The 13,256-nt window shown below is 61.4% G+C and carries 8 protein-coding genes; 7 read left to right on the forward strand and 1 reads right to left on the reverse strand.

From position 1 onward, the window contains the following. Positions 1 to 4,854 (reverse strand): G5 domain-containing protein (locus HMPREF3087_RS01060; protein WP_070427790.1); only part of this gene is annotated, 4,854 nt, incomplete at its 3' end. Positions 4,855 to 5,128: 274 nt separating this feature from the next. Between HMPREF3087_RS01060 and HMPREF3087_RS01065 the strand changes: the two genes are divergently transcribed. The 7 genes from HMPREF3087_RS01065 (at position 5,129) to HMPREF3087_RS01095 (ending at position 13,238) form a co-directional block, all read left to right on the forward strand. Further along, a complete protein-coding gene (locus HMPREF3087_RS01065) occupies positions 5,129 to 6,226 on the forward strand; it encodes a branched-chain amino acid aminotransferase (protein WP_070427745.1) in 1,098 nt (365 codons plus the stop codon). Positions 6,227 to 6,304: 78 nt separating this feature from the next. Beyond that, positions 6,305 to 7,687: an MFS transporter gene (locus HMPREF3087_RS01070; protein ID WP_070427746.1), complete on the forward strand. Its 1,383-nt coding sequence runs from the start codon at positions 6,305 to 6,307 to the stop codon at positions 7,685 to 7,687. Positions 7,688 to 7,772: 85 nt separating this feature from the next. Continuing rightward, positions 7,773 to 9,920 carry a prolyl oligopeptidase family serine peptidase gene (locus tag HMPREF3087_RS01075; protein ID WP_070427747.1) on the forward strand — a complete coding sequence of 716 codons (2,148 nt, stop codon included), beginning with the start codon at positions 7,773 to 7,775 and terminating at the stop codon, positions 9,918 to 9,920. After that, positions 9,913 to 11,043 carry a lipoate--protein ligase family protein gene (locus tag HMPREF3087_RS01080; protein WP_070427748.1) on the forward strand — a complete coding sequence of 377 codons (1,131 nt, stop codon included), beginning with the start codon at positions 9,913 to 9,915 and terminating at the stop codon, positions 11,041 to 11,043. The genes HMPREF3087_RS01075 and HMPREF3087_RS01080 overlap by 8 nt, the downstream gene beginning before the upstream one ends. A 56-nt stretch (positions 11,044 to 11,099) precedes the next feature. Continuing rightward, entirely contained in the window at positions 11,100 to 11,579 is a 480-nt protein-coding gene (locus tag HMPREF3087_RS01085) for a hypothetical protein (RefSeq protein WP_061943273.1), read from the forward strand. A gap of 162 nt (positions 11,580 to 11,741) precedes the next feature. Further along, on the forward strand, positions 11,742 to 12,527 hold the full coding sequence (thyX, locus tag HMPREF3087_RS01090; protein ID WP_070427749.1) for an FAD-dependent thymidylate synthase: 786 nt from the start codon (positions 11,742 to 11,744) through the stop codon (positions 12,525 to 12,527). A gap of 45 nt (positions 12,528 to 12,572) precedes the next feature. Further along, a complete protein-coding gene (locus HMPREF3087_RS01095; protein WP_070427750.1) occupies positions 12,573 to 13,238 on the forward strand; it encodes a maltokinase N-terminal cap-like domain-containing protein in 666 nt (221 codons plus the stop codon). Positions 13,239 to 13,256: the final 18 nt, after the last annotated feature.

Below are 13,256 nucleotides of genomic sequence, written 5' to 3' on the forward strand. Positions count from 1 at the left end.
AGAGGGGTCCTTGCTCGGTTCCTCGGTCGGATCCTGCGAGGGCTCTTCCGTCGGAGTTTCGCAGTTGCACTTGGTGCCTACGCGCAGCTTGCGCGGCTGCGGATCCTTCACGACCTTTTCGGAGGTTTCCGGATCGCCGACTGGCTTGCCGTTCTTGAGCTTCCAGGTCTTGGTGATTTCCTTCTCACCGAAGGCACCAGCTTGGTCTTCAACAACCTTGCCAACCTCGAGGCTCGGGTCGTACTCGATGATGGTGTCGTACGGAGTCTTCTCCGTGTGCTTATCGGTAAGCGTGGATTCGTGGTCCTTAGCTGGGCCGACTTCGATGATCTGCTTGACCGGTTCCTTCACAGTCTCAGACTTAGGCTCGCCCTTGGTGACGTTGCCCTTGTCGTCAACCTCGACACCGACGGAGTGCTTGACCTCGCCGGGCTTGCCCTCCTGAACAACCTTGGTTTCACCCGGCTGCAGTTCAGGGTTAATGCGGACCTCAACACCGAACGGAGTCTGCTCAGTCCACTCGATCTGCGTGGAGGCGGGCTTGCCCTTGGTGCCGACCTTGATGATCTTCTTGACCGGCTCGGTCACACGCTCGGTCTCGGTCTTGGTATCCACAACCTTCGAGTTCTCGATGGTCTTGGTTGTGGTGACCTTGTCCTTACCGGGCTTGCCTTCCTGAACAGTTTCCTGCGTGCCGGTTTCCATCGTGTCGTCGAACTGGATTTCAGTTTCGAACGGCACTTCGACCTCGTATTCGGAAGTTTCGGTGCCTGTGGTCTTGGTACCCACACGGATGATCTGCTTGACAGGCTCCTTGGTGCGCTCAGTAGATACTTCTGGGTCGCCATCCAGCTTGCCATCCTTGATCTTCTGAGTCGAGGTCACAACCTCGGTACCAAGCTCACCTTCCTGGTCAACAACCTGCTTACCCTTTTCCAGGGTGTTGTCGAAGACGATCTCAGTCTCGAACGGAACAGGCTTCTCAACCTTGGTCACCACTTCGGTGTCCTCAGCTGCTGGGCCGTATTCGATGATCTCGTCGACCGGGTCCTTGGTCTGCTTCTCTTCAGGGGTGACCGTTGCCTGGTCGCCGTTGGCCGTGAAGTCAGCGGTGTAGGTCTTCTCGCCAGGGATGCCCTTCTGGACGACCTTGATCTCGCCCGGCTTCAGCTCCGGGTTCGGGCGGGTAATAACCTCGAACGGAACCTGGGCAGTCCAGGTGACCGTCGAAGATGCCTCGGATGGCTTGGTACCGACCTTGATGACCTGGTCAACTGGCTTCTTGGTGATTTCCTCGGTGATCTGAGGGTCGCCAGGCTGCGAGTTGATGATATCGCGCGTGATCGTCACCGTCTTCTCACCAGGAACACCCTCGGTTACAACCTCAGACGTACCGGCAGGCATGTTCGGGTCGAACTCGACCTTGACACCGAACGGAACCTCAGATGTAACCGTCTCAGTGGTGGTGCCGGTGGTCTTGGTGCCCACACGGATGATCTGCTCGGTCGGTTTCTTGGTGCGCTCAGAGGTCACGACTGGGTCGCCCGAAGGCTTGCCGTCCACGAGCTTCTGAGTCGAGGTCTCGACCTCGGTACCAACCTCACCCTTCTGGTCAACAACCTGCTTTCCGGCTTCGAGGGTGTCGTCGAAGATCACCTTGGTCTCGAACGGAATCGGCTTCTCGATCTTGGTCACGAGCTCGCTCGGAGCAATGCCAGGGCCGTACTCGACGATCCGCTTGACAGGCTCCTTGGTGGTCTCTTCCTCGACGACCTCAGCCTGATCGCCCGAAGCGGTGAACTTAGCGGTGAAGGTCTTCTCGCCGTTCTCACCTTCCTGAACAACCCGGGTTTCACCAGGCTTCAGGTCCGGGTTCTCGCGAACCTCGGTCGGGTACGGGATCGGAACCGTCCAGGTGACTTCCTTGGCGCTCTCAGCAGGCTTGGTGCCGATGACGACGATCTCATTCTGAGGCTCTTCGGAGCGCTCCCAGGTGCCGTCCTTCTTCATCTTCTCCTTGCCAGGCTTGCCCTTGGTCTCAACCTTGTACTCGCCGGCAGGGATGGTGTCGTCGTACTTGTACTCGACCTTGAACGGAACCTCGCGTTCAGGCACTCCGAGGACGTTGACCACAGCATAGGTGATATCCGTAGAGCCGTCCTCGTAGGTCACAGTAACCGGAATCTTGACCTGATCGCCTGGCTTCGCATCCTCAGGTGCGGTTGCGGTGATCTGGCCATTGTCGTCAATGCTGACATTCCAGCCGGCAGGAATCTCACCCAACTTGTATGGGTTTTCCTCCGCGACGTTGACGTTGTCTGGCTTCTCCAGTGCAACTGGCAGCGTTGCGGTTTCGCCCGGGTACACGGTCTGTACCGGGTAGGACGGTTCGGCTTCCCAGGCGTTGGTCAGCTTCACCACGGTGGTGACAGGCGCCTGAGTGGTCAAGCCACCCGGAGCGTTAACGGTCACCGTGACGGTGTTCTTGTCACCCGGCTTAGCATCGGCCGGCGGGGTGGAGGAAACTTCACCGGTTTTCGGGTCAATGGTGTACTTCCAGCCGTTGACTTCCTGAGAAAGAACCGGCTTACCATTCTTGTTTCCGAAGGAGAACGTGGAGCCGTCAGGCGTGTCCTCAACCTGGTGCTTAACTTCCTGGCCCGGAGCTGTGGTCTGAACGTTGTAGTTCGCCTTGATGTCGCCCTTGATAACGACGACGGTGCCAACGACGGTCTGTGGCTTCTGCTTGCCTTCATCGCTGTAGTGAGCCTGGACCGGAACGTTGAGGATGTCGCCTTCCTGCGCACCCTTCGGAATCGTGGTCGTAATCTCACCGGTCTTCTCGTCAACGTAGACGGTCCAGGTCTTACCGTCCTTGCTGGTAAGGGTGGTCTGGTTGGTGCCGTCCTCGAAGGTGTAGCGCGACGGGGCCTCATCGGTCGTGTTACCGCTCAGACCGCGCTCCGGGATCTCAGGAGTAAGGCTGACGCTCGCGTTCGGCTGGCCGGCCACCGTGTCGTAGGTCGGGATCTTGATTTCCACGATCGCCTGGAACTGGACCTCAATCTCGTCCGTGGTCTGGTCAGGGTAGGTTGCCTTGACCTTCGGAGTGATGATCGTGCCCGGTGCCACGGTGTCGTCAGCCTTCGCGGTGACCTTGCCGGTCTCGTCGACCGTCACGGTCCAGCCCTCAGGCACAGTGGACTCGTCGATCTCAAACTTCGCCGGGTGAACCGGCTTGTAGCCCTTCATGATCGACTTGGTACCCACCTGGGCCGTGAGGTCAGCCCCGATCTTGCCCTTGGTCAGACCAGGGCGAACCAGATCGGTGACCTGGGTGTTGTTCGGGTCAACAACTACGAGGAGTTCAAGCTTGTCAGTGGAACCGTTGGAGTACTCCACCGTGATCACAGGGCGCGCGAAGGTGCCTGGGCGCGGGTCCTCTGGAGCGGTGACGGTGACGTTGTAGTTCTCGTCCATCTCGACGGTCCAGCCCTCGTATACGTACTTCTCGTCCAGGGTGACCTTGGCTTCGTAACCGCCGTCTGCCTTCTTCTTCGCCAGGTCCTTGATCAGGTCAGGGGTCTGGGTGAAGGTGACCTTCTGCGGCTCGGTAGCAATCGGACCGGTAGCGCTATCGACGCCGGAGATAATCGTGGCGTCCGTCTTGTCGTACTTCGGGGAGTGGTACTCGGTGTCATCCAAGGAGAATGCCTTGGAGTCGATGACGTTCGCCTTGTTGTAGCGGGTCAGCGAGTTGGAGCTGTTGAAGGCTGCGTCATGCTCAATAAACTCATTGTTGCTCTTAGCTGCAGCCTTGAGCTCGTCTACGCTACGCGGTTTCGCAAGAACGGAGAAATTCACGTTCTTATCGGTAGCCAGGTCGGTGCCGCGGTACTCAGGCCAGGTGAAGTAGATCTCGCCGGTTGTTTCGTCGATGCGCAGGTTCTTGGTGCCGCCAGACGCCGCTGGGTCGGTGGTGCCGATGAACTTGCCGTTGCCGTCGTAGGCCTCCACGACCATGCGGGACATGGAATCATCCGTGCCCTGGCCGGTCACAGCCGGGATGTTGATCTTACCGACCTTGATTCCCGCGCCAGGGACGATGACGTGCTTCTCGAAGTTCTCCCACGAGACCGTGATCGGGTTACATTCGATGTTCTCGCTCGGCCACGGGTTCACGAGGGCGTCAAACGATGCGTTGCCCCCCTGGGTGGCCCTTGGCCCTTGAGGGTTTTCCTGCTTATAGTCGCCCTGCCAGGCGTAACGTACCGGGTTCGCGGCAGTGGCCTCAGCGAACTGCTTGACTTTCGCATCGGTCAGTTCAGCGTTGAGGTTAAGGTTCGTTTGTCGGCCACTGCGATCGATCGCAAGGGCTTCTGTAGCCTTTTGCGTAACCTTCTTATCAACAAAGGTCTGACCAGCATTCATAGAGGGAATCTGTCCCGCATCGAGGTACGCACTCATGAGGCCTGAATTGGTAAAGTTCCAATCGGCAAACGTGCGGTCCTTCGAGTTATCGAAGGCCACACTCAAGCCCCACCGGGTTTTGTTGGGGCTGCTCGCGCTCGGCTCAGAGGTATACCAGCTGAAACCAGCCTGGCTGCCCTGCTGAGAGTTGTCTGCCTGAACAACACACGATCCGGCCGGCAGGTCGGAGGCCTTCTGGGCGTCCTTCTCTATCGCGCCGGACTTGTCGCGGATACCTCCGCTGAATTCTGCAGCCGCAGCCGAATCGCCAGACATCAAGCTGGGTACGGCAAATGCCCCGGCCGTTAATGCAAGGGCTGACAGAGCGGCAATCGGGGAGCGCAAGAAGCGCCTCCGCTGTGTCGAAGATTTCGAGGAACTCATCCCTCAGTCCTTCCATATATTTCAAGCGACACTCACAGTGACCCCAGAAGCCGGGGGGGGAGCGTCGCTCCTGCTGAGTCGGCACTGCAGATGACGCAACACGGCCGCCCGCAGGCTTGACATTCGCCGCTAAGGATACCTTATGCACCTGATCAGCAGTGTGTGGTACCGCGCAAAGCGAGCTGGTTTGTGCGGGATGTCGCCGAAAGCTGTTTGACAGTGAGAATAGGATCACATTCAGACCCCTGACCCCACGTTTAGGAAACGAGTGACTATGACTGAATTCGAGCTGCGCAAGCGCCAAGACCTCACCGCACCGGCCCTCCGTCAGGCCGTACTCGACAAGCCCGGTTTCGGCGAATACTTCACCGACCACATGTCGCACGTCCGCTACACGCACGACCAAGGATGGCACGCACACGAAGTCATTCCCTACGGACCCCTGACGCTGGATCCCGCCGCTGCGGTTCTGCACTACGCACAGGAAGTCTTCGAAGGTCTCAAGGCCTACCGCCACGCCGACGGCTCCATCTGGACGTTCCGCCCCGAGCGCAACGCGGCGCGCATCAACCGTTCGGCTGAACGCCTGGCACTGCCGCAGCTGGACGAAGCAGACTTCCTCGAATCAATCCGCGCGCTCGTCAGCCTCGACCGCGATTGGGTGCCCACCCCAGCCGACGCTGCCGACGAAGTTTCGCTCTACCTGCGTCCCTTCATGATCGCCTCGGAATCCTTCCTCGGCGTGCGTGCCAGCCACGAAGTCGACTACTACGTCATCGCTTCTCCTGCCGGCGCTTACTTCAGCGGCGGCATCAAGCCGGTCAGCATCTGGCTGACCGAAAAGGTCAAGCGCTCCGGCCAGGGTGGCACCGGCTTCGCCAAGTGCGGCGGAAACTACGCGGCCTCACTCGCAGCATCCGCTGAAGCTGCCGCCAACGACTGCCAGCAGGTCATGTTCACCGACGCGGCGACCTCGACTCACCTCGAAGAGCTCGGCGGCATGAACCTCATGCTCGTCACCAAGGACGGCGAACTGCTCACCCCGCCGGTCTCCGAAGCCATCCTCGACGGTGTCACCCGCCGCTCGCTGCTTGAACTGGCCCCGCAGATCGGCCTGACCCCGGTAGAACGACCCATCGAGGTTGCCGAATGGCGCGACCGCGCAGCAGCCGGCGAAATCGTCGAAGCCTTTGCCTGCGGCACCGCAGCCGTCATCACGCCCATCGGCAAGCTGAAGTCCAACGACTTCACCATCGACATGGGCGACGAACCTGGTGAAGCCACCATGAAGCTGCGCAGCACCCTGCTGGACATCCAGTACGGCCGCACAGAAGGCCCCGAAGGCTGGATGGTCAAGCTCAGCGACAGCTGACCAAGGCTCAAAACTCAACAATCTTCGGGCCGTCTCCGTCACAGCGGAGGCGGCCCGAAAACGTGAACGGACACAAACGTGACACAACAGAAGCCCACACCCGCCCACGTCATCGACTCCCTGCCGTGGAAATGGAACACCCAGGGGGCCGTGTTCATCATCGGCGGCCTGGGCTTCATGTTCGATGCCTGGGATGTAGCACTCGGCGGTCTGCTCATCCCGCTGCTGGCCGCGGAATGGGACGTCCCACTGGGCACAGCAGCATTCGCAGCGACAGCCAACCTCATCGGCATGGCAGTAGGCGCGGTCCTGTGGGGCGGTATTGCCGACCGGCTGGGCCGCCGCACCGCATTTTCCATCACCCTGCTGATCTTCTCGATCTTCACCGCGGCCGGAGCCTTCAGCCCCAACATTGAAACCTTCTTCGTTCTGCGGTTCATTGCCGGTATTGGGCTGGGCGGAGCAATCCCGGTCGACTATGCACTCGTCACCGAGTTCACACCCGCTCGGCATCGCGGAAGAGTGCTCACCGCAATGGACGGCTGGTGGCCCATCGGCGCAACCGGTGCAGCTGTGACAAGCGCGTGGATCCTGTCGTTCGGCAACTGGCGCACCATGATGCTTCTCATGGCAGCACCCGTCATCCTGCTGTTCTTCGTGCGCCTGTTCGTACCCGAATCACCCCTCCACCTGGCTGCCTCCGGCAAACACGTACAAGCTGATGCAGTCCTGCGCAGACTCATCAAACGCACCGGAGCCACGATAGACACCTGGCAGCATCCGGAACCCAGTCCACACGAAGCCGCCGCACGGCGCACACTGCGCAGCCGCATCAGTTCGGCCTTCGGCCAGCTAAGCCTGCTGTGGAAACACTCCGCGAAGCTCACAGCATCGACGTGGGCAGTGTTCGTCGGCATCCTCCTGCTGTATTACGCGGCTCTCACCTGGCTGCCGAAAGTCCTGCGCGAACAGGGCCAAACCGACCAGGCTGCGTTCCTCGTCACCGGTGCCATGACAGGAGCCGGGCTGCTGGGAGTCGTCGTCGCCGCACTCGTCATCGACTATGTGGGCCGCCGACTGCTGCTGACCCTGTCAGGCCTGAGCTCCGCCGTGCTGCTCACACTGTTCGCAATAGAGCTCACCATCCACCCGGGTGAGCTGACAACAGCAGCCAAGCTCGCCATCGTGAGCTTCGGCTTCACTATCCAAACCGCAGTGCCGGCCCTCTACACCTACGGGTCCGAGGCGTATCCCACCCACCTGCGCGCCTCCGGCTTCGGGTGGGCCTCGAGCGTGTCTCGGATTGCCACCGGTGTTGCACCCCTTGTCTACGGGGCGTGGCTGCTGCCGAACATCGGGCTGACCGGCACCTTTGCGGCAACCGGCGCCCTGACCGTCATCGGGCTTGTGCTCATGCTGATGTGGGGTCGGGAAGACCGCGGGCTCGTCAGCACAGACTGAGCAGGCAGCGGCTAGGCCAGCGTCGACTAAGCCACGTACTGACTAGGCCCAGACAGAATCAGCCGGCAAGGTCTAGTCTGGAACCATGTGCCTCACACCGGACAACCCACACGACGACTGGCTCTGGCTTGAAGACATCCACGGCGAAAAAGCACTCGACTGGGTGGAAAAGCAGAACGAACTCACACAAGCCGAATTCACAGACGCACACACGAAGGCGCTCGCCGAACAGCTGCGCGAAGCGCTCGATGACGACGACCGCATTCCCTTTGTGAGCAAAGCCGGCGACTGGCTGTACAACTTCTGGCAGGACGCCGACCACCCTCGCGGGCTGTGGAGGCGCACCACGTGGGAGTCCTATCAGGCAGGCCGCGACAATGCCGCGGCAACAGAATGGGACATCCTGCTGGACATTGATGCGCTCGCGGCAGAAGAGAACACCGAATGGGTTTTCCGTGGAGCACGCCTGCGCCGCAGCGACTACGCTCGCGCACTCATCGCCTTAAGCCCCGACGGCGGTGACGCTGTCGCCCACCGCGAATTCGACCTGCCCGGCAAGTCCTTTGTTCAGGACGGCTTCGACCTCCCCGCAGCAAAGGGCTCAGCCAGCTGGGTCGACGACGACACACTTGCGCTGACCACCGATTTCGGCGAAGACTCCATGACCGAATCCTCATACCCGGCCACGGCTCGCATCCTCAAGCGCGGCCACAGCCTGGACGAGGCCCAGCAGATCGGCGAAGTCGACCGCAGCCACATCCTCGCCGGTGTTGGTGTTGACCACACACCGGGCTGGGAGCGCATGGTGTTCGTCGACGTCATTGACTTCTACCGTTCGCGCCTGTGGGTGCGCCCACTCGATGTAGGCAGCGACTACACCGCCGGATGGCAGCTGATCGACGTGCCCGATGACGTCGTTGTCGACATCGACCGCGACCTCCTGCTTCTTCGCCCCCGCACCGACTGGGCGGGCGCAACCTCAAACGGCACCGAATTCCACGTGCCCGCCGGAGCGCTCGCCGCAGTCAAACTCGACGAATTCCTTGCCGGGGCCGCCCCGCGGGTGATCTTCGAACCGACTGCTTCAACTTCCCTGCAGGGCTGGGCCGTTACACAAGACTTCCTGGTGCTTTCACTCATGGAGCACGTGCAGTCCACCCTGCGCGCACTCCGCCTGGACGACTTCATCGAGATCCCCGCACCGGCAGCACCGGCCAACCACGTCATCGGCATCGGCGCCGTCGACGCAGACGACCCCGCCGTCGGCGACGACGTGTGGCTGACCATCAGCGGCTTCACAACACCCACAACACTGGCACGAGGTGAACTCGGCTCAACTGCCGAACCGCAGGTTGTGCGCACCTCACCAGCACGGTTCGACGCTGACAACCTGGAAGTCACCCAGCACTTCGCGACATCCGACGACGGCACCCGCATCCCGTACTTCCAAGTGGCACCGCGTGACATGGCTCTCGACGGGAAGAACCCCGTATTCCTCGATGGCTACGGCGGCTTCGAAGTCTCCCGCACCCCCGCCTACGCCGTCATCAGCGGCATCGCCTGGCTCAACCAGACAACTGACGGAACCGGTGCCCTTCCCGCTGGTCGCAGCGGTGTGTACGTTCTTGCCAACATCCGCGGCGGCGGCGAATACGGGCCGGCCTGGCACGAAGCCGCCCGGCGCGAAAACAAACAGCGCTCCTACGAAGACTTCGCGGCAATCGCCCGCGACCTCAGCGACAGGGGAGTCGGCAGTGCCGACACAATCGGCGCCTCGGGAGGTTCCAACGGAGGCCTGCTGGTGGGCAACATGCTCACCCAATACCCGGAACTCTTCGGCGCTATCAGCTGCGGCGTGCCGCTTCTGGACATGCTGCGCTACACCGAACTGTCTGCCGGAGCATCCTGGGCAGCCGAATACGGTGACCCCGCAACTGACGACTGGGACTTCATCCAGCACTTCAGCCCATACCACCTGCTGGATGCGGCACCGCGGGAGGAATACCCGCCGGTGCTGTTTTGGACGGCGACGTCCGACGACCGAGTAGGACCGGTACAAGCCCGCAAAATGGCCGCGAAAATGCAGGCCAAAGAACTCCCCGACGTGTGGTTCTTCGAAGACACGCAGGGCGGGCACTCGGCAGCATCCGACAACAAGCAGATCGCAGCTGTCCGCGCACTGACCTACCGATTCATGTGGCGGGCACTGACGGGAGAGGACCGCAATGACTGAGGCACGGCCGAAAACAGAAGCACACACATTCCAGGCACAGCGCAAAGTTCCCGGTGGCAAACTCGTCATCGTCGACGGCACGGTTGACGACGGCCTGGCCCGCGATGTTGTCATCTCCGGTGACTTCTTCCTCGAACCCGAAGAAGCCTTCGCCACTCTGGGTCCAGCACTGGAAGGCGTCAGCCTGCGCGACTCCAAAGCCGATATCGCCGCCCGACTCGACGCGGCCTTCGACACCGTGTACCGCGAACTGGTCGAGGCTGGCGAAGATCCCTTGCGGCCGGACCTGCAGGGTGTAACCACCTACGACATTGCGTGGGCGCTCAAACGCGGCATGGCCGGAGCCACCGAGTTCTACGACCATGAATGGGAAGTCATCCATGACACAGTTCGCCCCACCCGTGAAAACGTTGCACTCGACGAGGTTCTGCTGCGCGAAGTCGCCGCCGGCCGCCGCGGCCCGACAGTGCGTTTCTGGGAATGGGAGGACAAGGCCGCCGTCATCGGATCGTTCCAGTCCTTCCAAAACGAAATCGACGCCGCGGGCGCCAAACGCCACGGGGTCGAGGTCGTGCGCAGGATTTCCGGCGGCGGCGCCATGTTCATGGAAGGCGGGAACTGTGTGACGTTCTCGCTGTACGCGCCCCTGTCGCTGGTCGCGGGGCTCGACTACGAAGAGTCGTATAAGTTCCTCGACCAGTGGGTGCTGAACGCCCTGTCCACTATGGGCGTCAACGCGTTCTACGAACCCATCAACGACATCACGTCCGACAAGGGAAAAATCGGCGGAGCCGCGCAGAAGCGCCTAGCCGCCGGCGGGGGAGTCATCCTCCACCACGACACCATGAGCTACGACATCGACGCAGACAAAATGCTCGAAGTGCTGCGCGTGGGCAAAGCCAAAATCTCCGACAAGGGCATCCGCTCGGCCAAGAAGCGGGTCGATCCGCTGCGCAGTCAGACCGGTATGCCGCGCGAAGAGGTCATTGACACGATGATCGACGCGTTCCAAAAGACCACCGGTGCGCAGCTCGGCGAAGTCACCCCTGACGAGGTGGAGCGCGCCCGCACTCTGGTCGCCGAGAAATTCGGGACTGAAGAATGGACTCACAGGGTTCCGTAACCTTGCCGTCACATTGGGGTGACTCACGCTTTACACGCGTGGGCCATGGTGCAGGCATGTCTGCACACACCCTCGACTGCGAACTTCAGAACCCCAGCGCTCGCCAGCGCGGTGCGGGTGCCATGTACCCGCCAGAACTTCTGGCCGATGCCGCATGGACCAATCCGTTCGCCTTCGCCGCTGTCGTCGATGACGCTGGCGTGCTCCTGGAGAGCGCCGAGGACTACCGCATTGCAGGCCGTTCCGACCGCAGCATTGGTGCCCGTGCCTTCAGCAAGCTGCCCGTGCGCGCTCGCCTGATCGAACGCCAGAAGCGCGCGTTTGCGGACTTTGAGGCAGCAGAAGCCGGCCAGCCGGCACGCGTTGCCAGCAGCCAAGTGGTGCGCGGACAGCTCGAAGTGATTCTGGACTGCGGTGGCGCTCTCATGCGCGTGTGCTCCGTTGCAGCCGACGGTCAGCGTCCCGTGCAGGGCGCGCCCGCCACGGTGTGGGTCATCAATCCCGAACTGACGATCGTCAACATCCAGTCGCACTGACGGCAGCCGCGCTGAGCAGAAGCACACTCGGCGGTGTGCTGGGGGCTTTCGGCGGGCGTGCGTAGCAAGTGCACTGCCCTCCTGTTGTCGCAGTCAGTGGCCTCGCCTAGGATCTGATCAGACAATCGACGTCAGACAGCAGACGCAGACAGAGGAGTGCCCGTGCGCCAGGTCGAACCCCGCGTAGAGCTCATTGCGCGCCCGAACATCGACTGGGAAGCCATGACCGGCTACCTCGAAGAGGTCGGCGGAACCGCATGGTCGGACCGTGTCCGTCCGCAGGAATCACCTGACGGTGAAGACCTGCTCGAGTTCTCCGGCCGCATGTGCTATCGATCCTGGGAGCCCGGCCTCAACCCCAATGTTTCGCGTGTGCGCACCGATTCCGCCCAGTACCTGGGCAACGTCATCGGATCTCAGCACGGCTCGGTTCTCGAACACGCCAACTACACGTTCATCTTCCACAACGTGTCGCGCGTCTTCACCCACGAACTCATCCGCCACCGCGCCGGTGCCGCATACTCGCAGGAATCCCTGCGCTACGTACGACTGGAAGACATCCCCTTCTGGTTCCCCGACTGGGCGCGCGAAGACGCCGAACTCATGGAACGCAGCCTCGCCCTGCTCGACCAGCTGGAAGAACACCAGCGGTGGATGGCCGAACACTTTGAACTCGACGAAGAAGGCCAGAACTTCACCCACAAGAAGCACATGACCAGCTTCATGCGCCGCTTCGCCCCGGAGGGCCTGGCCACCGGGATCGTGTTCACCGCCAACCTGCGCACACTGCGCCACGTCATCGAAATGCGCACCGCGAAGGGCGCGGAAGAAGAAATCCGCTTGATCTTCGACAAGGTCGGACAGATCATGCGCGAAGAAGCACCCGCGATTTTCGCTGACTACACCGTCGAAGACGGCAAATGGATTCCCGGCACGCGCAAAGCCTGAGTCATAAAGTCTGAACGAACGAAAAGCCTGAGCAAGGAGGCTCTCATGGCGATTCTCTACAACGTCGAACTGTCACCCGGCAAGATCGAACTGATCGAAGAGTGGCTGCCGAAGCAGCCGTGGGCGAAGGTTGAGCCCGGCACCAAGCTGAGCCGTGTTTCGTCCTTCCGCTTTGACGACCCCGCCGGCGAGGTGGGAGTCGAGTTCCACCTCGTGAAGGCTGCGGATGGTGACGACGCCGTCTACCAGGTGCCGCTGACCTACCGGGGCGCACCGCTGGCGGGAGCCGAAGAGCACCTCATCACCGAAATGGACCACCCCAAGCTCGGCCACCGCTGGGTGTATGACGGTGCAGCAGATCCCGTGTGTGTTCTCGAAACCCTGCGCGCGATCGTCACGGGAGGTCGCTCTGTCGACGAGTTCTGGCAGACAGACACCGGCCTTAAGAAGAACACGGACGTAGCGGAGGCCTGGGGCACCTCGGAACCCAACCTGACAATCGCCGACCTCCCAGAAGGGGAAGAAGCTGACCGGGTGCAGGTCAAAGTCGACACCGTCGGCGATCTCACGCTGGCAGTTTTCGGCGAAGTGAAGCTCGGCTTCCTCCGGGTTCTGTCGCCTGTCGCAGTCGATGCTCTCAGGGCTCCCACGGGGCAGCTGCAGGTGAAAATCGGCGCGGAGGAGTACGTTTCCGCGCGCCTGCTGAAGTAAGCTGTTCAGTCTGCCGTT

Source organism: Brevibacterium sp. HMSC22B09 (assembly GCF_001806795.1).
Lineage (GTDB): Bacteria > Actinomycetota > Actinomycetes > Actinomycetales > Brevibacteriaceae > Brevibacterium > Brevibacterium ravenspurgense.

Coding starts and splice junctions, on each gene's coding strand:
- HMPREF3087_RS01065 (WP_070427745.1), top strand. CDS start 5,129: ATGACTGAATTCGAGCTGCGCAAGCGCCAAGACCTCACCGCACCGGCC.
- HMPREF3087_RS01075 (WP_070427747.1), top strand. CDS start 7,773: ATGTGCCTCACACCGGACAACCCACACGACGACTGGCTCTGGCTTGAA.
- HMPREF3087_RS01080 (WP_070427748.1), top strand. CDS start 9,913: ATGACTGAGGCACGGCCGAAAACAGAAGCACACACATTCCAGGCACAG.
- HMPREF3087_RS01085 (WP_061943273.1), top strand. CDS start 11,100: ATGTCTGCACACACCCTCGACTGCGAACTTCAGAACCCCAGCGCTCGC.
- HMPREF3087_RS01095 (WP_070427750.1), top strand. CDS start 12,573: ATGGCGATTCTCTACAACGTCGAACTGTCACCCGGCAAGATCGAACTG.